At 69.7% G+C, this 23,665-nt stretch carries 19 protein-coding genes and 2 rRNA genes (1 of these 21 running past the window's edge); 9 read left to right on the top strand and 12 right to left on the bottom strand.

Annotated features, from left to right (window positions below):
- Nucleotides 1-57: 57 nt before the first annotated feature.
- Both ctaD and coxB read right to left on the bottom strand, forming a co-directional pair.
- Complete coding sequence (ctaD, locus tag BLV01_RS24330; RefSeq protein ID WP_091806394.1) at nucleotides 58-1,683, bottom strand: cytochrome c oxidase subunit I; 1,626 nt, start codon at nucleotides 1,681-1,683, stop codon at nucleotides 58-60.
- A 26-nt stretch (nucleotides 1,684-1,709) separates the two neighbouring features.
- On the bottom strand, nucleotides 1,710-2,660 hold the full coding sequence (gene coxB / locus BLV01_RS24325; protein ID WP_091806391.1) for a cytochrome c oxidase subunit II: 951 nt from the start codon (nucleotides 2,658-2,660) through the stop codon (nucleotides 1,710-1,712).
- A gap of 630 nt (nucleotides 2,661-3,290) precedes the next feature.
- On the opposite strand from coxB, the gene putA reads away from it, so the two are divergent.
- Nucleotides 3,291-6,455 (top strand): bifunctional proline dehydrogenase/L-glutamate gamma-semialdehyde dehydrogenase PutA, encoded by a 3,165-nt coding sequence (putA, locus tag BLV01_RS24320; RefSeq protein ID WP_091806419.1) that lies wholly within the window; start codon nucleotides 3,291-3,293, stop codon nucleotides 6,453-6,455.
- Between the two features lie 284 nt (nucleotides 6,456-6,739).
- Entirely contained in the window at nucleotides 6,740-7,189 is a 450-nt protein-coding gene (locus tag BLV01_RS24315; protein ID WP_091806388.1) for a DUF3574 domain-containing protein, read from the top strand.
- Nucleotides 7,190-7,311: 122 nt separating this feature from the next.
- Here the strand turns inward: BLV01_RS24315 and BLV01_RS24310 are convergent, their stop codons facing one another.
- The 5 genes from BLV01_RS24310 to BLV01_RS24290 form a co-directional block, all read right to left on the bottom strand.
- Nucleotides 7,312-7,566 carry a DUF2164 domain-containing protein gene (locus tag BLV01_RS24310; RefSeq protein WP_091806386.1) on the bottom strand — a complete coding sequence of 85 codons (255 nt, stop codon included), beginning with the start codon at nucleotides 7,564-7,566 and terminating at the stop codon, nucleotides 7,312-7,314.
- 48 nt (nucleotides 7,567-7,614) lie between these two features.
- Nucleotides 7,615-8,319, bottom strand: a complete 705-nt coding sequence (locus tag BLV01_RS24305) for an MOSC domain-containing protein (protein ID WP_091806383.1) — start codon at nucleotides 8,317-8,319, stop codon at nucleotides 7,615-7,617.
- Between the two features lie 52 nt (nucleotides 8,320-8,371).
- Nucleotides 8,372-8,608 (bottom strand): thioredoxin family protein, encoded by a 237-nt coding sequence (locus BLV01_RS24300; protein WP_091806381.1) that lies wholly within the window; start codon nucleotides 8,606-8,608, stop codon nucleotides 8,372-8,374.
- An 80-nt stretch (nucleotides 8,609-8,688) separates the two neighbouring features.
- A complete protein-coding gene (locus BLV01_RS24295) occupies nucleotides 8,689-9,402 on the bottom strand; it encodes a MarR family winged helix-turn-helix transcriptional regulator (RefSeq protein ID WP_091806378.1) in 714 nt (237 codons plus the stop codon).
- A gap of 113 nt (nucleotides 9,403-9,515) precedes the next feature.
- The gene (locus BLV01_RS24290) at nucleotides 9,516-10,877 is read right to left on the bottom strand and encodes an OmpP1/FadL family transporter (protein ID WP_091806375.1); all 1,362 of its coding nucleotides are present in this window, start codon (nucleotides 10,875-10,877) and stop codon (nucleotides 9,516-9,518) included.
- A gap of 264 nt (nucleotides 10,878-11,141) precedes the next feature.
- On the opposite strand from BLV01_RS24290, the gene BLV01_RS24285 reads away from it, so the two are divergent.
- The 3 genes from BLV01_RS24285 to BLV01_RS24275 all read left to right on the top strand — a co-directional run bounded on the left by BLV01_RS24285 (nucleotide 11,142) and on the right by BLV01_RS24275 (nucleotide 12,979).
- Entirely contained in the window at nucleotides 11,142-11,837 is a 696-nt protein-coding gene (locus tag BLV01_RS24285) for a rhomboid family intramembrane serine protease (protein WP_091806372.1), read from the top strand.
- 144 nt (nucleotides 11,838-11,981) lie between these two features.
- Nucleotides 11,982-12,299 (top strand): DUF1820 family protein, encoded by a 318-nt coding sequence (locus tag BLV01_RS24280; RefSeq protein WP_057945920.1) that lies wholly within the window; start codon nucleotides 11,982-11,984, stop codon nucleotides 12,297-12,299.
- A gap of 41 nt (nucleotides 12,300-12,340) precedes the next feature.
- Nucleotides 12,341-12,979, top strand: a complete 639-nt coding sequence (locus BLV01_RS24275; RefSeq protein ID WP_091806369.1) for a hypothetical protein — start codon at nucleotides 12,341-12,343, stop codon at nucleotides 12,977-12,979.
- A 167-nt stretch (nucleotides 12,980-13,146) separates the two neighbouring features.
- On the opposite strand, the gene BLV01_RS24270 is transcribed toward BLV01_RS24275, so the two are convergent.
- The 3 genes from BLV01_RS24270 to gpmI all read right to left on the bottom strand — a co-directional run bounded on the left by BLV01_RS24270 (nucleotide 13,147) and on the right by gpmI (nucleotide 17,683).
- Nucleotides 13,147-14,616: a S41 family peptidase gene (locus BLV01_RS24270; RefSeq protein WP_091806366.1), complete on the bottom strand. Its 1,470-nt coding sequence runs from the start codon at nucleotides 14,614-14,616 to the stop codon at nucleotides 13,147-13,149.
- Between the two features lie 269 nt (nucleotides 14,617-14,885).
- On the bottom strand, nucleotides 14,886-16,148 hold the full coding sequence (locus BLV01_RS24265; protein ID WP_091806364.1) for a murein hydrolase activator EnvC family protein: 1,263 nt from the start codon (nucleotides 16,146-16,148) through the stop codon (nucleotides 14,886-14,888).
- Nucleotides 16,148-17,683, bottom strand: coding sequence for a 2,3-bisphosphoglycerate-independent phosphoglycerate mutase (gene gpmI / locus BLV01_RS24260; protein ID WP_091806361.1), 1,536 nt, complete (start codon nucleotides 17,681-17,683; stop codon nucleotides 16,148-16,150). Before gpmI ends, BLV01_RS24265 begins: the two co-directional genes overlap by 1 nt.
- Nucleotides 17,684-17,929: 246 nt before the next feature.
- Here gpmI and BLV01_RS24255 point away from each other — a divergent pair, with 246 nt between their 5' ends.
- The 4 genes from BLV01_RS24255 to BLV01_RS24240 all read left to right on the top strand — a co-directional run bounded on the left by BLV01_RS24255 (nucleotide 17,930) and on the right by BLV01_RS24240 (nucleotide 22,268).
- Nucleotides 17,930-18,595 (top strand): DUF4097 family beta strand repeat-containing protein, encoded by a 666-nt coding sequence (locus tag BLV01_RS24255; RefSeq protein ID WP_091806359.1) that lies wholly within the window; start codon nucleotides 17,930-17,932, stop codon nucleotides 18,593-18,595.
- 210 nt (nucleotides 18,596-18,805) lie between these two features.
- Nucleotides 18,806-20,569: a M28 family metallopeptidase gene (locus BLV01_RS24250; RefSeq protein ID WP_254782761.1), complete on the top strand. Its 1,764-nt coding sequence runs from the start codon at nucleotides 18,806-18,808 to the stop codon at nucleotides 20,567-20,569.
- Between the two features lie 394 nt (nucleotides 20,570-20,963).
- Complete coding sequence (locus BLV01_RS24245) at nucleotides 20,964-21,359, top strand: MAPEG family protein (protein ID WP_217633584.1); 396 nt, start codon at nucleotides 20,964-20,966, stop codon at nucleotides 21,357-21,359.
- A gap of 174 nt (nucleotides 21,360-21,533) precedes the next feature.
- Nucleotides 21,534-22,268 carry a 2OG-Fe dioxygenase family protein gene (locus BLV01_RS24240; protein WP_091806354.1) on the top strand — a complete coding sequence of 245 codons (735 nt, stop codon included), beginning with the start codon at nucleotides 21,534-21,536 and terminating at the stop codon, nucleotides 22,266-22,268.
- 581 nt (nucleotides 22,269-22,849) lie between these two features.
- Here the strand turns inward: BLV01_RS24240 and rrf are convergent.
- Both rrf and BLV01_RS24230 read right to left on the bottom strand, forming a co-directional pair.
- Nucleotides 22,850-22,964: ribosomal RNA gene (rrf, locus tag BLV01_RS24235) — 5S ribosomal RNA — on the bottom strand.
- 165 nt (nucleotides 22,965-23,129) lie between these two features.
- Nucleotides 23,130-23,665, bottom strand: a 23S ribosomal RNA gene (locus tag BLV01_RS24230); it runs 2,328 nt beyond the window's last position.

Here is a 23,665-nt window from a genome sequence, read left to right as displayed (position 1 = left end):
GTCGGCTCCCGTGCGGCCGGCGCTGCGATCGGTGCGATCGCAACGCCGCCTGCGCGATCAATGGGTGATGTCGCCGTGGGCCAGGTCGCCGTCGCGGATCACCGGCGGCGTGCCGAAGGTGTGGTGCGGGGCCGGGCTCGGCACCGTCCACTCCAGGCCCTTGGCGCCTTCCCAGGCGCGGGCTTCGGCCTTGGCGCCGGACTTCTTCGACAGCAGCAGGATGCCGGCCATCATGAACGGCGTCAGGAACATGCCGAACGCGCCGATCGAGCTGACCAGGTTCCAGTCCGCGAACACCACGTTGTAGTCCGGGATGCGGCGCGGCATGCCGGCCAGGCCCAGGAAGTGCTGCGGGAAGAACAGCAGGTTGACGAAGATCATCGTCCACCAGAAGTGGAACTTGGCCAGGCCCTCGTTGTACATGCGGCCGGTCCACTTCGGCCACCAGAAGTAGACCGCGGCGATGATCGAGAACAGCGCGCCGGTCACCAGCACGTAGTGGAAGTGGGCGACCACGAAGTAGGTGTCGTGGTACTGGAAGTCGGCCGGGACGATGGCCAGCATCAGGCCCGAGAAGCCGCCGATGGTGAACAGGATGACGAAGGCCACCGCCCACAGCATCGGCGCCTCGAAGGTCATCGAGCCGCGCCACATCGTGGTGACCCAGTTGAACACCTTCACGCCGGTCGGCACCGCGATCAGCATCGTCGCGAACATGAAGTAGATCTCGCCACCGAGCGGCATGCCGACGGTGAACATGTGGTGCGCCCACACGATGAACGAGAGGAAGGCGATCGACGCGGTCGCGTACACCATGGCCTGGTAGCCGAACAGCGGCTTGCGGGCGAAGGTCGGGATGATCTCCGAGACCACGCCGAACGCCGGCAGGATCATGATGTAGACCTCGGGGTGCCCGAAGAACCAGAAGATGTGCTGGAACATCACCGGGTCGCCGCCGCCGGCCGCGTTGAAGAACGAGGTGGCGAAGAACTTGTCGGTCAGCAGCATCGTCACCGCGCCGGCCAGCACCGGCATCACCGCGATCAGCAGGAACGCGGTGATCAGCCAGGTCCAGCAGAAGATCGGCATCTTCAGCAGGTCCACGCCCGGGGCGCGCATGTTGAGGATGGTGGCGATGACGTTGATCGCGCCCATGATCGAGCTGATGCCCATCATGTGGATGGCGAAGATCGCGAAGGCGACGTTGGAGCCGCCCTGCAGCGACAACGGCGGGTACAAGGTCCAGCCGCCGGCCGGCGCGCCGCCCGGCAGGAACAGGGTCATCAGCAGCAGGGTGAAGGCGAACGGCAGGATCCAGAACGACCAGTTGTTCATGCGCGGCAGCGCCATGTCCGGCGCGCCGATCTGCAGCGGGATCATCCAGTTGGCCAGGCCGACGAACGCCGGCATGACGCCGCCGAAGATCATGACCAGCGCGTGCATCGTGGTCATCTGGTTGAAGAACTCGGGCTTGACGAACTGCAGGCCCGGTTCCGCCAGCTCGGCGCGGATCACCACCGACATGGCTGCGCCGATGATGAACATCACGAAGCTGAAGATCAGATACAGCGTGCCGATGTCCTTGTGGTTGGTCGAGAAGAACCAACGCTCGATGAAGCCCTGCTGGTGGGCGTGATCATCGTGATGATCGTGGTGATCGGCGACGGGATGCGTGGCTGCCATGACCTACCTCTGAGAAATGCGGACGATCAACCGGCGGTCGCGGCGCCCTGCGGGGCGGCGGCCGGGGCATCGGAACTGGCAGTGCCGGCAGGCTGGGCCTGGGCGGCGGCGGGAGCGGCGGGAGCGGCCGCAGGCGCGGCGGCCGGAGCCGGCGCCGGAGCGTTCTTGGCCTTCTGCTCGGCCAGCCATTGCTGGTATTCGGCCTTGGGCAGCGCGCGCACGACGATCGGCATGAAGCCGTGGTCCTTGCCGCACAGCTCGGCGCACTGGCCGCGGTAGACGCCCGGCTCCTTGATGTCGGTCCAGGCCTCGTTGACGATGCCCGGGATCGCGTCCTGCTTCCAGCCCAGCGCCGGCACCCACCAGGCGTGGATCACGTCGTCGGCGGTGATCACGAAGCGGATCTTGGTGTCGGTCGGCAGCACCAGCACGTTGTCGACGTCGAGCAGGTAGTGCTCGTGGTCGGCGGCGGTGACGATCTTGCCGCCCTGGCGCAGCTGGTCGCTCTTGCGGTCCAGGCGGCTGGTGAAGGCCACGCCCTCGCCGAGGTACTCGTACTTCCACATCCACTGGTAGCCGGTGATCTTCACCGTCATCGCCGAGTCGCGGGTGTCGTACATGTTGATCAGCTTGCTGGTGGCGGGGAACGCCATCAGCACCAGCAGCGCCACCGGCACGACCGTCCAGACGATCTCCAGCTTGGTGCTGTGGACGAAGTCCTTGTCGGGCACGGCGCCCTTGGACTTGCGGAACTTGAACATGGCCACGGCCATCGCGCCGAAGACCAGGATGCCGATCACGACGCAGATCCACAGCGCCAGCATGTGCGCGGAGTGGGCGTTCATCGATTGGGCGGTGACGCCCTTGCCCATGTTCAACTGCCACGGCTTGGGATCGGCCGCCTGCGCGAACGCCAGGACCGGCAACGCCATTGCGGCGACGCCCGCTGCCCACTGCTTGAAACGACCGGCTTTCATCAGTTCGAGCCCCGAATAAATCAGTGTGGTGATCTAACGCGCGCTCCGCGGGCTGCCCCCGTCCCCGGCGCCGGCGCCGCCCTGGAGGGGACGCGCGGACCATGCGGGCACTGCGAGGTGGCTGGCGAGCCCTGCCGGGCCCATCACGCCGGATCGGCGCTACGGATAACCGAGAAATGGTAGCGGCGGCCCCGCCCTGCGGCAACCCGCCACTTGTCCAGCGCCTCGCGCCGCGGAAATCGCGCAGAGCCAGCGCCGGCGCGGCTTTGCATCGCGCAGGAGCCGCCACAGGCGCGGCGCGGGCATGCGTCGCAAACGTGACCGATGCAAGTTAGCGCATCGATTGCGGGTTGCACAGGCAAGCCCGCAGCGCGGCCGCAGGCCTTGCCGGAACGGCCGGTTCGCCTGTCCGCGCGAGCGCCCGGGCCGCGCGCGGGGCCGGCCGCCCTACCCGGGCGGATGGTGTACGGGGCCTGCGATCCAGCCGAAAAAGGGCATATGGCGGTCGAGAGAAAGCTCTAAAATGGCGGACTTCCCACCCCTGTCCCGGGTCCGATGTCCACCAACGCTCCCTCCGCCGTCGCCAGCGACGGCCCGCCGCCGCGCCCCGGCGCCCAGCCGCTGTCGGCGATGATCAGCCCCGAACTGCCGGCGCCGCCGGCCGGACCGCGCGCCGCGCTCACCGCGGGCTGGGTCCGCGACGAAGCCGAGCATGTGCGCGGCCTGCTCGAGCTGGCGCGCCTGCCCGACGCCGATCGCGCCGCGGCCCAGGCCACCGCCGCCGACCTGGTCCGCCGGGTCCGCGCCCGCGCCCAGGACCAGGGCGCGATCGAGGCCTTCATGCGCCAGTACGACCTGGGCAGCGAGGAAGGCGTGCTGCTGATGTGCGTGGCCGAGGCGCTGCTGCGCATTCCGGACCAGGAAACCGCCGACAAGCTGATCCGCGACAAGCTCGGCGAGGCCGACTGGAAGCGCCACCTGGGCCAATCGGACTCGGTGCTGGTCAACGCCTCGACCTGGGGCCTGATGCTGACCGGCACCCTGGTCGACCTGGCCGACGACACCAAGCGCGACGTCCACAACGCCTTCAAGCGCCTGGTCGGCCGCGTCGGCGAGCCGGTGATCCGGCTGGCGGTGCGCCAGGCCATGCGCATCATGGGCCACCAGTTCGTCATGGGCCGCACCATCGGCGAGGCGCTGTCGCGCTCGAAGAAGGGCGACAACGCGAACTACCGCTATTCCTTCGACATGCTCGGCGAAGGCGCGCTGACCACCAAGGACGCGCTGCGCTACCTGCAGGCCTACCGCGACGCGATCCACGCGATCGGCAAGAGCGGCAACTACAAGAACGCCGACGTGTTCGCCACGCCGTCGATCTCGGTCAAGCTGTCGGCGCTGCACCCGCGCTACGAGCACGCCAAGCGCGAGCGCGTGTTCGCCGAACTGACCCCGCGCGTGCTCGAACTGGCGCAACTGGCCAAGGGCTACGGCATCGGCTTCACCATCGACGCCGAGGAAGCCGACCGCCTGGAGCTGTCGCTGGACGTGATCGCGGCCGCGTACGCCGACGCCTCGCTGGACGGCTGGGAAGGCTACGGCCTGGCGATCCAGGCCTACCAGAAGCGCGCGCCGGAGGCGATCGCGTTCATCGCCGACCTCGCCCGCCGGGTCGGCCGGCGCATCCCGGTGCGCCTGGTCAAGGGCGCGTACTGGGACAGCGAGGTCAAGCGCGCCCAGGTCGACGGCCAACTCGGCTATCCGGTGTTCACCCGCAAGCCGAACACCGACGTGTCGTATCTCGCCAATGCGCGGCGCATGCTGGAGGCTTCGGATGCGATCTATCCGATGTTCGCCACCCACAACGCCCAGACCATCGCCACTATCCACCAGCGCGCCAAGGCGATGGGCCGCGAACGCCACTTCGAGTTCCAGAAGCTGCACGGCATGGGCGACGACCTCTACGCCGAGGTGATCCCGGCCGACCGCCTGAACGCGCCGTGCCGCGTGTACGCGCCGGTCGGCTCGCACGAAGACCTGCTGCCGTACCTGGTGCGCCGCCTGCTCGAGAACGGCGCCAACTCCAGCTTCGTCAACCGCATCACCGACGAGGACATCGCCATCGACGACCTGATCCAGGATCCGGTCGAGACGGTGTCCGGCTTCGCCAGCATCCCGCATCCGCGCATTCCGCTTCCGGCCGACCTCTACCGCAGCTTCGGCTACGACAGGACCAATTCCATGGGCGTCAATCTCGCCAACGACCAGCAACTGCAGTCCCTCGCCGCCGACGTCAACGCCGCCGCCCGCACCGACTGGCGCGCCGCGCCGCTGGTGCCGGGCGCCAGCATCGGCGGCGCCGACATCGCCGTGACCAACCCGGCTGACCGCCGCGAGATCGTCGGCCAGTGGAAGGCCGCCGACAGCGCGACCGTCGAGCAGGCGCTGAAGAACGCGGTGGCCGCGCAGGAAGCCTGGGATGCGACCCCGGCCGCCAGCCGCGCCGCGATCCTGGAGCACGCCGCGCAGCTGCTGGAAGACCGCATGCCGCAGTACATCGCGCTGTGCACCAAGGAAGCCGGCAAGACTATTCCCGACGGCGTCGCCGAAGTGCGCGAAGCGGTCGACTTCCTGCGCTACTACGGCGCCCAGGCGCGCAAGCTGTTCGCGCCCGAAGCGCTGCCGGGCCCGACCGGCGAGTCCAACACCCTGCACCTGTCCGGCCGCGGCGTGTTCGTCTGCATCAGCCCGTGGAACTTCCCGTTGGCGATCTTCCTCGGCCAGATCTCCGCCGCCCTGGCCGCCGGCAACGCCGTCATCGCCAAGCCGGCCGAGCAGACCAACCTGATCGGCTACTACGCGGTCAAGCTGCTGCACGAAGCCGGCATCCCCGAAGCGGCGCTGCAGTTCCTGCCCGGCGACGGCGCCACCGTCGGCGCCGCGCTGACCCGCGACCCGCGCGTGGCCGGCGTGGCCTTCACCGGCTCGACCGACACCGCGCGCGCGATCAACCGCGCGCTGGCCGCGCGCGACGCCGCCATCGGCGTGCTGATCGCCGAGACCGGCGGCCAGAACGCGCTGATCGCCGACTCCTCCTCGCTGCCCGAGCAACTGGTCAAGGACGCGATCGGCTCGGCCTTCACCTCGGCCGGCCAGCGTTGCTCGGCCGCGCGCGTGCTGTTCGTGCAGGACGACATCGCCGACAAGGTCACCCACATGCTCGCCGGCGCGATGGCCGAGCTGAAGGTCGGCGACCCAGGCCTGCTGTCGACCGACGTCGGCCCGGTGATCGACGAGGATGCGCTGAAGATGCTGCGCGAGCACGCCGCGCGCATGGACAGCGAAGCGACCAAGATCGCCGAAGTCGCGCTCGACGCCGAGGCCGCCCACGGCAGCTTCTTCGCCCCGCGCGCCTACGCGCTCAAGTCGCTCGGCCAGCTGCACAAGGAAGTGTTCGGCCCGGTGCTGCACGTGATCCGCTGGAAGGCCGACCAGCTCGACGCGGTGATCGATGCGATCAACGCCACCGGTTACGGCCTGACCCTGGGCATCCACTCGCGCATCGACGAGACCATCGAGCGCATCAGCACCCGGGTCAAGGTCGGCAACTGCTACGTCAACCGCAACCAGATCGGCGCGGTCGTCGGCGTGCAGCCCTTCGGCGGCCAGAACCTGTCCGGCACCGGCCCCAAGGCCGGCGGCCCGCACTACCTGCCGCGCTTCACCACCGAGAAGACCGTCACCGTCAACACCACCGCGGCCGGCGGCAATGCCTCGCTGCTGACCCTGGGCGACTGATCGGGCGATTGAGGGCGCGGCCGCTGCGGCGGCCGCGCCTTTTGTTTGCCGGTTGCAGCGCAGCGTCGGAACCAAACGCGTCGGGCCTGAAGGCCCTCCCACAGGAGCATGGGCCGCAACGGGCCGCTTTTGTGGGAGGGCCTTCGGGCCCGACGCTTTCGTATCGGCCCGAGTCGAATCGGCCCCGAATCGGCTCCACCCTTCAAACCCTCGACCGCAGTCGCAGCGCCGCCCCTCCCCTGCGGCCTTACGCTGGCGCCAGTCCCTTGCCCGGAGAAGCGCCCATGCTGCGCCCCGCCCTGCTCGCCACCGTCTTGTGCGCGCTCAGCGCCTGCGCCTCGCTGGCGCCGCTGCCGGTCAAGCCCGGCGATCCCTCGGCCTGCTCCGAGCGTCGCCAGGACCGCGTGCTGTTCGGCATGAACAGTCCCGACGGCCCGGTCGGCGAAGCGCAGTGGCAGGCGTTTCTCGCCGAAGTCGTCACCCCGCGCTTTCCCGCCGGGCTCACCGTCTACCAGGCCAGGGGCCAGTGGCGCGGCGACAGCGGCCAGGTCGAGCAGGAAGACTCGCGCGCGATCGACCTGATCCACGAAGACAACGCCGAACAACGCAAGCGCGTGGTCGAGATCGCCGACGAGTATAAGCGGCGGTTCAAGCAGGAGGCGGTGTTGATCGTGAGTTCGCCGGTGCGGGCGTGCTTCGCGGTTACGGCGAAGTCGAGCGGGCGGGTCGGTTAGTCCGTCGCTGCGGAGCGGAAAGCGCCGGGCCTGAAGGCCCTCCCACAACAGCGCAAGCCGGGCCGGGCCGCTTTTGTGGGAGGGCCTTCAGGCCCGATGTTTTTTCTCAGACGAGGCGAACCTCAGCGCTTGAACTCGGTCGGCCGCTCCAACTGCCACACCGCATCGGCCAGGTCTTCGACCTTCGCCGCCAGCACCGCCTGCGCATCGGCGACGCCGCGGTTGTAGTAATACGCGCCGAGTTCCTCGGAAACGAAGTCGAGCAGGAACTCCGCATCGAAGCGGCCGATCGATTGCTTGAGCTCTTCGCTGAAGTAACGCTGCAACCGCGCGACCAACAGCGCCTTTTCCTCGACGGCGAACCGGATCGTCTCCATTCTTTCCTCGTGCCTGTGCTGATGGACGGGTGTGCGCCGCGCCGGCGATCAGCTGCGCGACGGCCCGTCGATGCGCTTGCTCCAATCCTCGACCTGGCCGCGCGCGAGCCGGGCTTCGACCAGCTTGCGCCACGACGGCACCAGCGGCAAGGCCAGCGCCGCCTGCAGTTCCTCGCGTTCGAGCGTGCGCACGAACAGCATCGTCGCGATCCGCCGCAACGGCCACTGCGGCCACGGCCGCGCCAGCAGTCGCAGGCGTTCGCCGGCCTGCGCCCGGCCGGCTTCGATCACCCGGTAATACCAGCCGGTGCGGCCGTTGGCCTGCATCCGCCGCGCCATGTCGGCGACGCCGAAGCGGTCGTTGAGCTTCCAGCACGGCTGCCGCGCCTGGCTCACTTCGAGCAGGACCTCGCCGAAACGGTAGCGATCGCCCAGGCACACCGCGGCCTCGTCCAGGCCTTCGCTGCTGAGGTTCTCGCCGAACGCGCCGGGCGCGTCGAACAGCGGATGCGCGCCGACTTCCTCGCGCCAATGCCGGTAGTGCTCGCGCGGATAGTGGTGCACGGCCTTGTCCGGCCCGCCGTGCACGCGCAGGTCGCCTTGCTCGTCGCCGTCCAGGCCGAGTTCGCCGATCCGCACCGGGCCGTGCAGCGGCCGCTTGTCGATCGCGCTGACGCTGCCGGGCCGGCTGTAAGCGACGGCGCGACCGCGCAACAGCGCCGTCACCGTCGTGCCTGCGTGGTTCGATCCCATCGCGGTCTCCCCCTGGGCGCCGGCCGCGCGCACGCGGCCGGCGCGGTCGGACTCAACCCAGGTCGGACAAGGCCGCGCCGAAGTTGATGTGGAAGACCTGGTCCTGCAGGACCAGGGCCGGCACCGAGATCACCCCGGCCGCGCGGGCCTCGGCGATCCGCGCCGAGGCCTCGCCCAGGTGCACGACCTCGACCTCGAAACGCGCGCGGTCGATGGCTTCGGCGACCTGCTGTTCGGCGGCCACGCACACCGGGCAACCGGCATGAAAGAACACGGCTTTCTGACGCATACTGGAATCTCCTCTTGCTTGCTCTCAGACGGGTGGTGAGAGGAAGGGCGGCGCGCCGATGCCAGTCGGCCGCCGCCCGCCTATTCCGCGGCTGCGGAATGCGTGCGCGGCGGCGCGGGGCCGCGGCGCGTTGTCTTTTCCGTATCGGCGGCGCCGGCGCGGAACCGCGCCGCCACCGCATCCAGCGCGCCGGCGCGCGCATCCGCGGCGCGCGGCCGGTACTCGGCGCAATCCACGCGCAACTGCGCATCGCCGAACGGCGCGCCGACCAGGGCGCAGTAATGCGGCGCGTCGCCGCCGCCTTCGAACGGACGGAAGAACTCGCAACCGGCGCAGGTGCGCAGCCCGGTCGCCAGGCCCTCGCGCTGGGCCTGCAGGATCAGCAGCTGCAGCGAACGCGAGAACCCCGCCAACTCGTCCGGCGCCAGCGTCGCCAGCAAGCGCTCGCCGAGCCCGCCGCGGGCGCGGCTGCGGCGCAGCCAGGCCAGTCCGCGCCGGCTCGGGTGCACGCGCACCGCGCGGCCGTCGTCGGGATCGCGCTCGCGCCGCACCAGCTCGCGCGCCTGCAGCGCGGCGATGGTGTCGCTGGCGCTGGCCGCCGACACGCCCAGGCGCTGCGCCAGCTCGCCGACCCGCCAACCGCGCTTGTCCTCGCCCAGCAGCTCCAGCAGCGCGCGCTGGGCCGGGTGCAGCGCGTACGCGTCCGGCTCGCGCCATTGCTGCGCGCGCATCAGTCCGGCCAGGCGCTCCAGGCCCAGGGCGGTCTGGCGCAGGTGGAAGGCGGCATCGCTCATGGCGATATTATTAGGACTCCTAAATTAATCGGTCAAGCCCCGGCCGGCGAACGGACAAAAAGAAAGCCCCGCCGAAGCGGGGCTTTCGCGACTGCATCCGGATCGCTAAACGATCAGAACTTGTACTGCGCCGAGACGCCGAACAGGTTGGCGTGGCCCTTGAACTTGCCGACCAGGGTCGAACCGCTGGACGAGACGATGTCCACGTCCGGGCTGTCGATCTGGATGCGGGTGTACGCCGCGTCCACGCTCAGGTGCTCGTTCGCGTTCCAGGTCAGGCCGACCGAGTACAGGGTACGGTCGTTGTCGGGCAGGCGCGGAGTGCGGTGGGTGTCGTTGGTCGGGGTTTCGTCCTTGGCGATGCCGCCGCGCAGGGTGAAACGATCATTGAGATCGTATTCGGCGCCCAGCGCGTACATCATCGTGTCTTCCCACTGGAACTCTTCCTTGCTGATGCCGATGCCGTCGAAACGCTTGATCTCCACGGTCTGCAGCGAGTGCCAGTCGGTCTTCTGCGCATCGAACATCATGCGGAACTGGTCGGAGAAGGCGTAGCCCACGCTCAGCGTATCGGTGCTCGGCGTGGTCAGCGCCGCGCCGCCCGGCGCCGTGTTGTACACGGTGTTGGCCAGCAGCGGGGTCACCGAGGCCGGCTTGGTGAAGGTCACCGTGCCTTCCAGGTCGTGGTCGATCTCGGAGCGGTGCGAGTAACCGATCGACAGGCGGTCGGTCGGCTTCCACTGGAAGCCCAGGATCCAGCCGATGCCGGTGTCGTCGCCCTTGACCTTGGCCAGGCCGTCGGCGCGCTGCGGGCCGTACGGGGTGTTCGGCACCGCGCAGGCGGCCGGGCTCATGCGGCAGATCAGGCCGCCGAAGTCGACGGCGTTGGTCAGCGTCGCCTCGGCGCGCTCGTAGACGAAGCCGGCGCCGACCGAGAAGCGGTCGGTCAGCTTGACCGCGGCGGAGAGGGTCAGGTCGATGGTCTTCACTTCCGACTCGATGGCGCTGTAGCGGCCGATCCAGTTCGGGTCGTATTCGGTCTTCAGGCCGAACGGCGCGCTGAGCTGGGCGCCGAGGGTGAGCTTCTCGAACGAGCCCGACAGCGGGACCACGATCGACAGCGCCGGGACCGGGGTGATGTCGCCCGGGTCGCCGCCGTTGCCGCCGGTCATCGGACGGGCGAGCGGGGTGCCGGCCGCGGCGGTGCCGTTGCCGCTGAACTTGGCGGTCAGGTCGATCGCCGTCACATCGCCACGGATGGTGGTCGAGTCCAGGTTCACCATCGCCGCCGGGTTGTTCGAGACGACCGACGCGTCCTTCTCCGAAACGGCGCTGCCGGCGAAGGCGCGGCCCTGGTTCTTGACGCTGTTCTCGCGGATCTGGAAACCGGTGGCGCCGGCCGAGCCGAAGCTGATGACGCCGGCCACGCCCAATGCGATCGCGGTCAGGCGGATGGTGCGGTGTGAGGGTTGCATGCGTGTATTCTCCGTTGGAGTATTTTTTCGTCTGTCGCGGCCGTGTGCATCGCCCCGCAGTGCGGACTGCGATGCCGCCGGAAACCCCTCCCGACGTACGACGCCGTATGCACTATAGCGCGGCCGTTAACCGAACGCTAACAATACGCCCAACCGGGCAAATTCGTCTCGCACCGATGTCGCAATCCCAGCCCCTACAGACACTTACGCCGACTTCTTGCCTGAATAGGGCAACTGCGGCCGCGGTCTCGCGGCGCTGACGCCGTGTTCGTCGCCATTCCCTCGCGCGAACGCACGCGCCTGCGCTGGGCGACCCCGTTGTTGTTCGCGTTGCTGTGGATCTGCTTCATCGTCTCGGCGGTGGTCCTGCCCGACCCGGAGCAACGCCGGCTGATGGTGGAATGGGGCGCGCTGTCGGGCGGCCTGTCCTCGCCGGAAGCATGGTGGGACGCGGTCCGCGAGGGCAGCGTGCTGCGGCTGTTCAGCGCCCTGTTCCTGCACGCCGACTGGGCGCACCTGCTCGGCAACCTGGTGTTCCTGCTGATCTTCGGCCTGCCGGCCGAGCGGGCGATGGGGCCGTGGCGGCTGCTGGCGCTGTTCCTGTGCGGCGGCGCAGTGGCCAACCTCGCCGCGGTCATCGCCATCGCCACCCCGGACCGGCTGATCATCGGCGCCAGCGGCGCGGTGTCGGCGCTGATCGGCGCCTACCTGGCGCTGTTCCCCGGCGCCAAGCTCGGCGTGGTGGTGCCGCTGGGCCTGTTCCTGCAGTTCGTCAAAGTGCCCGCGCCGCTGCTGATCGGGGTGTGGGCGCTGCTGCAAGTGGTGTTCACCTTCATCGGCCCGGCCTTCGGCGCGGTGGCCTGGTCGGCGCACCTGGCCGGCTTCGCCTTCGGCGGCGCGTTCGCGCTGATCGCGCGCGCGGGCATCGCGCGGCGGTTGCGGCGCAAGCGCGGGTATTGAGGCGAACAAGGGGAACCGGAGCGGGGATTGCGTGACGCGGCCCGGCTTCCGCCCTTGAGTTGGCGGCCGGCAAACCCCACGCTCGATACAGGCCGCGGGCTGTCGATCGCCTGCCGCCCTCTTTCCCTTCATTCCCCGCCCGCCATGTCCACGCTCTACAAAGTCACCTTCCTCAACGCCGGCAAGATCTACGAGCTGTACGCGCGCAAGATCGGCGCGGGCACGCTGTGGGGCTTCACCGAGGTCAGCGAACTGGTGTTCGACCTGCACGACGGGCTGGTGGTGGACCCGACCGAGGAGCGCTTGCGCGACGAGTTCGGCAACACCCGCGTGCTGCACCTGCCGATGCAGAGCATCGTGCGGATCGAGGAAGTCGAGCGCAAAGGCCAGTCGGCGATCCGCGACGCTGCCTCGGGCGAGCGCGTGGTCACCCCGTTCCCGCTGCCGGCCAAGCCGCGCTGACGCGACCGGCCCGCAGCGGGCCGCGAATCCGAACCGGCGCGATGGACCGACCCGAAGGCTCGATCGAACTCAAGGACCTGCGCATCGCGGTCGCACGCGCACGGCTGCACGGCTGGCTGTACGAGGACGCCGGCGGCGAGCCGCGCTGGTCGATCGAGGTGGACGGCCGCCCGCACCGCTTCGGCGACGACGCGCTCGCGCAAGAGCTGAGCCCGCGCTTCTACGACGAATCGCTGCCGCTGCGCATCGGCGACTGGCGCCAGTTGGAACAGCAGCACTGCCGCTTCCGCTGGCACGACGACGAAGACGAAGGCGACAGCCTGCCGACCCTGTACCTGTGTTCGCACCTGAGCCTGCCGCTGAGCGAGCTGAGCCTGGGCGCGCGCGACGGCCGCCGCTTCGCGCTGCAGTGGAGCGGGCTGGCCGACGCTAACTGGGACGAGGACTACGGCCGCGCGATGCCGTTCCGGATCGAACTGCAGATTCCCTTCGTCGAACAGGAAGTGCGGTTCTGGCAGCGCGGCGACGGCGAGGACGTCGAAGCCGCCGCGCGCGCGATCCTGCGCAAGCGCGGGCTGGCGGATGCGCACCTGCGCTATCGCGAGTACCGGCGCTTCCGCGACGACCCCGGCGACGAGCATTACCGGCTGGTGCGCGCGTTCTTCGATCCGGTCGAGTGAACCGCTTTCGTGGGAGGGACTTCAGTCCCGATGCTTTTCTTTCAGTTCGCCGGTGAGCGGATGCAAAGGCATCGGGACTGAAGTCCCTCCCACAAAAGCAACGGCGGCCGCCAACGAAAAACGCCCGGCGCGTGCCGGGCGTTTGGTCGGGCCGATGGCGGCCTCGCTCAGCGCTTGGTCGCGGGCGCCGGCGCTTTCGCCGCCTGCGCCGCCTTGATCGCGCCGGGCTTCTTCAACTCCGCCAGCGCCGAAGCGATCGGGCCGTCGCCCTCGAGCACCTCGCCGGCATTGCTGCCCGGCAGGCCTTCCTCGTCGCCGTGCAGGTGGCCGGGCAAGGCCGCCTCGGTGTAGCTGGGGCGTTCGCTCTTGTCGGCCTTGGGCGCGCGCAAGGTCACGTCCGGGACGATGCCCAGCGCCTGGATCGACTTGCCGCTGGGCGTGTAATAGCGCGCGGTGGTGAGCTTGACCGAGTCGCCGTTGTCCAGCGGCAGCACGGTCTGCACCGAGCCCTTGCCGAAGGTGCGGCTGCCGACCACGCGGCCGCGGCCGTTGTCGCGCAGCGCGCCGGCCAGCACTTCCGAGGCGCTGGCCGAGCCCGCATCGACCAGCACCACCAGCGACGCGCCGTCGAGCAGGTCGCCCGGGGTGGCGCTGAACTCGGCGTCGCTGATGGCGATGCGGCCGCGGGTGCTGACGATCTTGCCGCGTTCGAGCAGGTCGTCGGCGATCTGCACCGCCGAGGTCAGCAGGCCGCCGGGATTGCTGCGCAAGTCCAGCACCAGCCCGCGCAGCTTGCCGCCGGACTGTTCCTTGAGCTTGCGCAACTGGCTCTCGAAATCGGCCGCGGTGTCGGCCTGGAACGCGCTCACCCGCAGGTAGCCGTAGCCGGGTTCGAGCATGCGGCTCTTGACGCTGGCCACGCGGATGGTCTCGCGCGCCACGGTCACGTCGAAGGGCTTGTCGCGGCCTTCGCGCACGAGGGTCAGCACGACCTTGGTGCCCGGCGCGCCGCGCAGCGGGCCGGAGCTGTCGCCTTCGTCGACCTTGAACGGCTTGCCGTCGATCGCGGTGATCAGGTCGCCGGCCTTGATCCCGGCGCGCGCGGCCGGGGTGTCGTCGATCGGCGAGATCACCCGCAGCGTGCCGTCGGGCTGGCGCTGCAGTTCCACGCCGATGCCGTCGTAGTTGCCGCGCGATTGTTCGTCGAAGTTCTCGGCGTCGGCCTTGTCGAAATAGACGCTGTGCGGGTCGAGGTCGAACAGCAGGCCGCGGATCGCCGAATGCATCAGCTTGGCGTCGTCGACCGGCTCGACATAGGCCTGCTTGACCGCGTTGTAGACCGCGACGTAGCGGCGGATCTCGTCGATCGGCACCTTGGAATCGCTGTCGTCCTTGGCGGCCTTGGCGCCGCGCTTGCCCGGCGCCTGCGCCGGCGGCGCGGCCTGGCCGTCGTCCTGCGCGTCGGCGTCGTCCGCGTCGGCGGGCGCCGGCGGGGACGCGGCGGGCGGCGCCTGCACCGGCGCGGCGGGTGGGGTCGCCTGCGCCGGCGGCGCGGGCTGCTGCTGGGCCAGGGCCGGCACGGCGCTCAGCGCCAGGGCGAGCGGAAGCAGACTACGCAGGGGGTGACGCAGGGACATGCACGACGCTCCGAAGCGGATGGCGGTTGGACCGCGTGCGGCGGTCCGTGGCAGTCGGACCGCACGAGGCGGCCAGGGTTCGGTCGATTATCTGCGCACGTTAAGCGGGGCGCTTGCAAGCTTTCGTTAAAACTCCGCAACCGCCGCCCGCGCGGCCTGTGCGCCGCTGCGCACGCCGCGTTCCGGACGGCAGCGCGGCGCCAGCCGCAGCCGCCAACCCGCGACGACGCCGCAACCGCGACGCCGGGCCGCGAACCGGCCCGCCCGCCTCAGCGCCGCAACCACACGCCCGGATTCACCGGCTGCCCGCCGCGGCGCAGTTCGAAGTACAGCGCCGGCCGGCCGTGGCCGCCGGAACTGCCGACGGTGGCGATCGCATCGCCCTTCTTGACCGTCGCCCCGGCGTCCTTGAGCAGGGCGTCGTTGTTGGCGTACAGGCTCATGTAGCCGTTGCCGTGGTCGACGATCAGCAGCAGGCCATAGCCGGTCATCCATTCCGAATAGACCACGGTGCCGTCGCCGACCGCCTTGACCGTGGCCCCGGCCGGCGCGCCGATCAACAGGCCTTCGCTGCTGCGGCCGTCGGGCATGGTGCCGCCGAAGCCGGCCAGCAACGCGCCCGACACCGGCCAGCCCAGCCCGCCGACCTGCGGCGCCGGCGCGCTGGCCACTTGCACCGGCGGCTTGCGCACCGGCGCGGGCTTGCCCTTGGCGGCCGCGGCGGCGGCTTGGCGCGCCTCGCGCGCTTCGCGTTCGGCGCGGGCCTTGGCCGCGGCGCGGCGCTGGGCCGCGGCGCGCGCGGCGGCCGCGCGCAGCTTGGCCAGCAATTGCTCCAGGCCCTTGGCGTCGCGGCCGAGCTCGCGCTCGCGGGTGCTGCGGTCTTCGTATTTTTCGTTGATCTGGGCGACCAGGACGGCGCGGTCCTTGCGGTCTTTCTCAAGCTGGCCCAGTTGCGCGCGCTGTTGCTTGCGGGTGCTGTCCAGGCTCGCCCGACGCTCGCCGATCTCGCGTTCGAGCCGGTCCAGCTCGCGCAGTTGCGCGGTCAGCTCGTCGATGCGGCGCGCGCGGTCGCGCTGCAGGTAGCCGTGATAGGTCAGGATGCGGCCGCTGTCGGCGACCCGGTCCTGCGACAGCAGCGCCTTGAGCGGCGCGTCGTTGCCCTGCGCGTAGGCCGCGCGCAGCAATTGTTCGAGTTCCTGCCGGCGCGCGCCGAGGCTCTTCTTGAGCGAATCGCGCTGGTCCTGGGTCTGCTTGAGCGCGGCGTGTTCGCGCGCCAGCCGCGTCTCGGTATCGCGCAGCACCCGGTTGGAGCGGCCGACCTGCTCGTCGGCCGCGCGCAGCTTCTGGGTCGCGTCGCCGCGCTGGCCTTCCAGCTTGCGCCGCTCGGCCGCGACCGACTTGAGCTCGGTCTTGATCTTCTCGAGCTTGCGCTCGGTCTCGCGGCTGTTGCCCTGCGCCGCGGCGCGCGCCGACGGCGCCGCCAACGGCAGCGCCGCCAGCAGCGCCAGGATCCACGCGCACGCGGTTCGCATCAGCCCTCCAACAGGCTGCGGCCGGTCATCTCCTCGGGCTGCGGCAGCCCGAGCAGATCCAGGATGGTCGGCGCGACGTCGCGCAGCGCGCCGCCGGAACGCAGCGCCGCCTTGCGCGGGCCGATATACACCAGCGGCACCGGGCCGACGGTGTGCGCGGTGTGCGGCTGGCCGGTGGACGGGTCGCGCATCATCTCCAGGTTGCCGTGGTCGGCGGTGATCAGCAGCGCGCCGTGCACGTCCTGCACCGCCGCAGCGATCGCGCCGATGGCCTTGTCGACCGCCTGCGCGGCCTGGATCGCCGCCTGCAGGTCGCCGGTGTGGCCGACCATGTCGGGGTTGGCGATGTTGCAGATCGCCACGTCCACCGCCTGCGCGCGGATCGTCTCGACCAGCTTCGCGGTCACTTCCGGGCAGCTCATTTCCGGCTGCAGGTCGTAGGTGGCGACCTTCGGGCTCGGCACCAGGATCCGGCTCTCGCCGGCATACGGCTCTTCGCGTCCGCCGCTGAAGAAGAAGGTGACGTGGGCGTATTTCTCGGTCTCGGCGATGCGCAGCTGGCTCAGGCCGTGCGCGGCCAGCAGCTCGCCGAGCGTGTTGCGCAGGTCGTCGGGGCCGAACGCGACCGGCGCCGGCAGCCTGGCGTCGTATTCGGTCAGGCAGACGAAGCGCGACAGCTTCGGCGTGCGCGCCTGATAGCCGTCGAAGTTCGGATCGACGAAGGCGGCGGTGAGCTGGCGCGCGCGGTCGGCGCGGAAGTTCATGAACACCACCGCGTCGCCGTCGGCCATCGGGCGGGCGTCGCCGATCGCGGTGGGGGCGACGAATTCGTCGGTCTCGCCGCGCGCGTAGGCCGCATCCAGCCCTTCCAGCGCGGTCGCGGCATGGTGCTCGCTGCGGGCTTCGACGATCGCGTTCCAGGCGCGCAGCTGGCGGTCCCAGCGCTTGTCGCGGTCCATCGCGTAGTAGCGGCCGCCGATGCTGGCGATGTGCGCGTTGCCGGCCTGGTCGCAGGCCTGCTGCAGGCGCTGCAGGCTCGGCGCGGCCGACTTGGGCGGCATGTCGCGGCCGTCGAGGAAGGCGTGCACGGCGACCTTCGCCACGCCTTCGCGGCGGGCCAGTTCGATCATCGCGAAGATGTGCCGCTCGTGGCTGTGCACGCCGCCGGGCGAGAGCAGGCCCATCAGGTGCAGGGTCGCGCCGGCATCCTTGGCCGCGGCGCAGGCGGCGCGCAGTTCCTGGTTGGCGAAGAAGCTGCCGTCCTCGACCGCCGCGTCGATGCGGGTCAGGTCCTGGTAGACGATGCGGCCGGCGCCGAGATTCATGTGGCCGACCTCGGAATTGCCCATCTGCCCGTCGGGCAGGCCGACGTGGCGGCCCTCGGTGTGGATCAGGGTGTGCGCCTGGCTGGCCAGCAGCGCGCGCCAGTTCGGCAGCTCGGCCTGGGCCAGGGCGTTGTCGGCCGGGTCGTCGCGGTGGCCCCAGCCGTCGAGGATCAGCAGCACTACGGGCTTGGGGCGGGAGGTCGCAGACACGTGGGCGGTTCCTATGACGAAGGGCGGGATGACTAAGGACGGGCGCCGCGGCGCGCGGATTGGGCGATTGTAGCGAAGCGGGCGATGAAGCCCCGGGGAACGGCGGCGCAAACCGCGACGGCGGCGCGACCGCGGCAACGCCCGCGTCCCGCGGCGCCCGGCCCCGGGGATTTTTTCGCCGCGGCGTAAACCGTCCGCGCGTCCGCCGCATCACAAGCCATGCCCACCCGAACAACGGAACCCGCCATGACCCGCACCCACCTGTCCGCCTGTCTGTCCGTCCTCATCGCCCTGTCCTCGACCGCGGCCCTGGCCGACGACGACATCAGCAAGGTCAACGGCAGCATCACCGTCGAGGCCGGCCAGCGCCGCGGCGACGTGGAAACCGTCAACGGCAGCATCCGCGTCGGCGACAACGCCGCCGTCGACGACGCGCATACCGTCAACGGCAGCATCACCGTCGGCAACGGCGCCCAGACCGGCCGGCTGGAAACGGTCAACGGCAGCATCCGCGCCGGCACCAAGCTCACCGCCGGCGCCGGCATCGAGACCGTCAACGGCGGCGTCTTCGTCGACCGCGGCGGCCGCGTGCGCGGCGACGTGGAGACCGTCAACGGCTCGATCGGCCTGGTCGCCACCGAGCTGTCCGGCGGCATCGAGACGGTCAACGGCGACGTCACCGTCGGCGTCGATTCGCACGTCGCCGGCGGCATCAAGTACACCAAGCCGACCGGCAACTTCAATTTCCAGCGGCGCGATCCGATCGTGATCGTCGGCCCGAACGCGCGCGTGGACGGCCCGCTGGTGTTCGAGCGCCCGGTCAAGCTGTACGTGCACGCCAGCGCCAAGACCGGCGCGATCCGCGGCGCCACCGCCATCGCCTTCAGCGGCGCGACCCCGCCGGCGCAGTAAGCATCGTCCTCCGCCTCCGCTGCGGGCGCCGCCTTCCCCTGGCCGTGAAGGGCGCCCGCCGCGGGGGCTTTCGCCGCCGCGCGCCCGGCGCGCCGCCCGGCGAAGCGCCCGGATCGGTCAAACCGGCCCGGCCCGCCGCGGCCCCGGCCTGCACCTAGAATGGACCTCCCCCACGCCCCGGCCGCCGGCCGCCCTTGGAGGTTCCACACCTTGTCCCGACATAGTCCGCTCTTCGCCGCGACCTCGCTGGTCGTTGCGACGCTTGCGCTGAGCGCCTGCAAGCAAACGCCCGCCGACGGCGCCGCTGCGGCGCAACCGGCGTCCGATCCGGCCGCCGCCGCCCCGGCCGCGCCCGCCTTCGATGCGGCCATCAACGCCGCCGACTTCGCCCAGCACGTCAAGGTCCTGGCCTCCGACGAGTTCGAGGGCCGCGCCCCCGGCAGCGCCGGCGAGGACAAGACCGTCCAGTACCTGGAAGCGCAGTTCAAGCGCCTGGGCCTGAAGCCGGGCAACGGCGACAGCTATTTCCAGACCGTGCCGATGGTGGAGACCACCGCCGACGAAACCACGGCGCTCAAACTCGACGTCAAGGGACAGGCGCGCGAGCTGAAGTTCGGCACCGACATGGTCGTGGGCACCCGCACCGGCCAGCCGGAAGTGAAGGTCGAGGCCAGCGACCTGGTCTTCGTCGGCTACGGCGTCAACGCGCCGGAGCAGCAGTGGAACGACTACGCCGGCGTCGACGTCAAGGGCAAGACCGTGGTGATGTTCGTCAACGACCCGGGCTTCCACGGCCAGGACGCGACCTTGTTCGAAGGCAAGCGGATGACCTACTACGGTCGCTGGACCTACAAGTTCGAAGAGGCCGCGCGGCAGGGCGCCAAGGCGGCGCTGATCGTGCACGACGACGCCGGCGCTTCCTACGGCTGGGACGTGGTCAAGAACTCCTGGTCCGGCGCGCAGTTCGACCTGCCGGCCAAGGACGATCCGGAACCGCGCCTGCCGGTGCAGGGCTGGATCACCGCCGACACCGCGCGCAAGCTGTTCGCCGACCTCGGCCAGGACCTGGGCCAGCTCTACCAGGCCGCCGGCAAGCGCGGCTTCAAGGCGATCGCGCTGCAGGCCAAGGCCTCGGTCGACCTGAAGAGCAAGATCAGCGAGAAGTCCTCGCGCAACGTGATCGCGCGGCTGGACGGCGCCAAGCGTCCGGACGAGGCCATCGTCTACATGGCGCACTGGGACCACCTGGGCCATCACGCCGAGGAAGGCGGCCACGAAGGCCACGCCGCGGCGGCGAAGGGCGAGGGCCACGACACGATCTACAACGGCGCAGTCGACAACGCCTCGGGCGTGGCCGGCATCCTCGAGATCGCCGAAGCCTTCAGCAAGCAGACCCCGCCGCCGGACCGCTCGCTGCTGTTCCTGGCGGTGACGCTGGAGGAATCGGGCCTGCTCGGCTCCAAGTACTACGTCGCCCACCCGACCGTGCCGCTGAACAAGACCGTCGCCGTCATCAACCTCGACGCGATGCCGATCATCGGCAAGGCCCGCGACATGACCGTGGTCGGCTACGGCAGCTCGGAGCTGGAGGACCTGCTCAAGACCGTGGCCGACGGCCAGGGCCGCGTGCTGCATGCCGAAGGCACGCCGCAGGACGGCTTCTACTTCCGCTCCGACCATTTCAACTTCGCCAAGGCCGGCGTGCCGGCGCTGTACGCCAAGGGCGGCGACGACCTGATCGACGGCGGCGTGGAAGCCGGGCAGAAGGCCCAGGTCGATTACCGCGACAACCGCTACCACAAGCCGGCCGACCAGTTCGATCCGAACTGGAAGCTCGACGGCGTGGTCCAGGACCTCGACGCGCTGTACGGCGTCGGCAAGATCCTGGCCGGCAACGAGCAGTGGCCGAACTGGTACAAGGGCAACGCCTTCCGCGCCGCGCACGACAAGCTGATGGCGCCGGCGAAGAAGTAACCGCCGTGGCCCGGCGGACCGTCGCGGGGCGTTGCGCCGGCTGGCATCCAGCCGCGCCGACGGCCCCGGCGGTCCTGCCGTCCGCGGCCGCAACGCGAATCGCAGCGCGACGGCGACCCGGCAGATCGCCGCAGCGTATCGCACGGGGCGGGACATCGATCAGGGCACAGCCCGATGTTCCGGTGGGTTGCGGCCGCGAAACCCATCGCAGCGCGACTGCGGTTCGAGCGGGCACCGCCACGCGTCCGACGATCGCAGAATCCCCAGGCCGACTGCGCGGCATCCGGCCGCCCGCGGCCGCAAAGCCATCCGACGACGGCGCCCCTGGGCGCCGTCGTTTTTTCCGCTAGGCTGGTGTCGCCGCAGTCGCGCGGCACGGCCACAAGGAAGGCCCATGTCGATGACCATCGCCTACTGGTGCCTGCTGGCCGCCGCGCTGCTGCCCTACCTGTGGACCTCGCTGGCCAAGGCCAACGGCCAGCGCTACGACAACCGCGACCCGCGCGGCTGGCAGGCGCGCCAGGACAATCCGCGCTCCAAGGCCGCGTACGCCGCCCACCTCAACGCCTTCGAGGCTTTCCCGACCTTCGCCGCCGGCGTGCTCGGCGCGCAGATGGCGGGCGTGGACACCGGCTGGATCGACGTGCTCGCGCTGGCTTTCATCGGCCTGCGCATCCTCCACGGCGTGTTCTACATCGCCGGCAAGGCTGCGCTGCGCAGCGCGGTGTGGGCCGGCGGATTCGCCTGCACGGTCGCGCTGCTGGTGCTGGCGGCGCTGGCCACGATCTAAGGCGCGACAGGAGCGCACGGCGATGAGCATCGCGGCGTCCGGCGCCCGGGGCGGGCCGATCCGATGGCGATGGCGCGCATCCGCCCGTCGCCCCGCGCGCCAGCTGCCGCCAGCCGCGCTCTCCGCCGTCTCCCGCACGCGCATCCGCGCGCCGCTCCACGCACCGAGCCCGTCATGTCCGCCCTGCCCCCGTCCGACCACGAAGAATTCGCCCGTTCCATCCGCGACAGCGGCTTCCGTTTCGTCGCCGGCGCCGACATGCGCGGGCACCTGCTCCAGCACGGTTCGCTCGACGACTGGGACGCGTTCGCCGCGAGCTGGAACGACCTCGCGCCCGACGCCTACCTGGCCCAGGTCGGCCGCCATCGCCGCCGCCGCCACGCGGTGTTCCAGGCCCGCCGCGACGGCGCGATCGAACGCCAGCCGCACCAGCCGCACTACCAGGCGCTGAGCTACAACGCCCTGCAGGGCGACATCGAGCGCTGGTTCGAGCCGGTCCGCCAGGACATCGCCGACGGCGCCAGCCTGGGCACCGTGCTCGGCTTCTGCCGCGACTTCTTCTCCGCGCTGGCGCCGCACACCGCGGCCTGGCGCATCGAACTGCACCAGTTCCGCATCGAAGCCGGCCCCGACCGCGAAGGCCAGCCCACGCCCGAAGGCGTGCACCGCGACGGCGTCGACTACGTGCTGGTGCTGCTCATCGACCGCCACAACATCCTCAGCGGCACCACCACCATCCACGACCGCGACGGCGCCGAACTCGGCAGCTTCACCCTGACCGCCCCGCTCGACGCCGCCCTGGTCGACGACGCACGGGTGTTCCACGGCGTGACCGCGGTGACCCCGCAAGATCCCTCGCGCGAGGCGCATCGCGATGTGCTGGTGGTGACGTTCCGGGCGCAGGGCTGAGCGCGACCGGGCGCTTTTGCGCTCGGCTGCGGTAGTGCGGTCGGAAATTGCCGCCGCGGCAGACGAATTCGATGGTCCGGAACGCCGGCACCGGCACCGCGGCCGCGCCGCCCTTTAGCTGCAGCACTGTATTGCCAGCAAAGCCGATGCCGTTCATGCCAGCCTGGATCGTTATCCGGCGGCCCGGATTGCGCGGCGTATGTCCTGGAGCGTCGCGCCGCCCGTGACTTGGAATACCTCGCGGCGACAACCGAGCTGCAGTTGGGCGGTCGGCCCACTGGCCGACGCAGTTGGCGCAGATACTCGGCGGCCAAGCCGTTCGCAGCGGATAACGCGCTGCGCCAGCCGGAGTCATGCGTGCGGATTCGGACTGCGTATCCAGCGGCGCATCGCTGCATGGGTGGCTACCGACTTTGTACCGGCAGCGCAGCGTGCAGCGGCGCTCGCCGATCGTCCGTGGCCGGACATTCCGGCGGGTACTAAATCACGCGGATACGGACGCGCGGCGTGCCGGGATTATCATTTCGCTGACGCAAAGAAGAAGGCCGGATCCTTTTGGGATCCGGCCTTCAGGGTAAAGCCCCTGGCGATGACCTACTCTTGCATGGCTTAAGCCACACTACCATCGGCGCATGTGCGTTTCACTTCCGAGTTCGGGATGGGATCGGGTGGTTCCACACAGCTATTATCACCAGGGAGAGGGTGGAGGGTCGCAGGTTCCGGAAGGAATAGCGCACACGCTCTCGTTGGTTGCTTTCAACGCGATGGAGCTGCGTTGTCGGCGAATAGATTGGAATGTAGCGAGTCAGTGTTGGGTTGGAGTGTCGACGCGTCGTCGAGTCCAAGGCCACTTGAGGTTATATGGTCAAGCCACACGGATCATTAGTACAGGTTAGCTCAATGCATTGCTGCACTTACACACCCTGCCTATCAACCACCTAGTCTTGATGGTTCCTTTAGGGGAGTCAAGCTCCCGGGAGATCTCATCTTGAGGCGCGCTTCCCGCTTAGATGCTTTCAGCGGTTATCGCTTCCGAACATAGCTACCCGGCAGTGCCACTGGCGTGACAACCGGAACACCAGAGGTTCGTCCACTCCGGTCCTCTCGTACTAGGAGCAGCCCCTCTCAAATCTCCAACGCCCACGACAGATAGGGACCGAACTGTCTCACGACGTTCTGAACCCAGCTCGCGTACCACTTTAAATGGCGAACAGCCATACCCTTGGGACCGACTACAGCCCCAGGATGTGATGAGCCGACATCGAGGTGCCAAACACCGCCGTCGATATGAACTCTTGGGCGGTATCAGCCTGTTATCCCCGGAGTACCTTTTATCCGTTGAGCGATGGCCCTTCCATACAGAACCACCGGATCACTAAGACCTACTTTCGTACCTG

This window comes from Lysobacter sp. yr284, from assembly GCF_900107375.1.
GTDB lineage: Bacteria > Pseudomonadota > Gammaproteobacteria > Xanthomonadales > Xanthomonadaceae > Lysobacter.
This window is presented reverse-complemented; position numbering and strand designations above follow the sequence as displayed.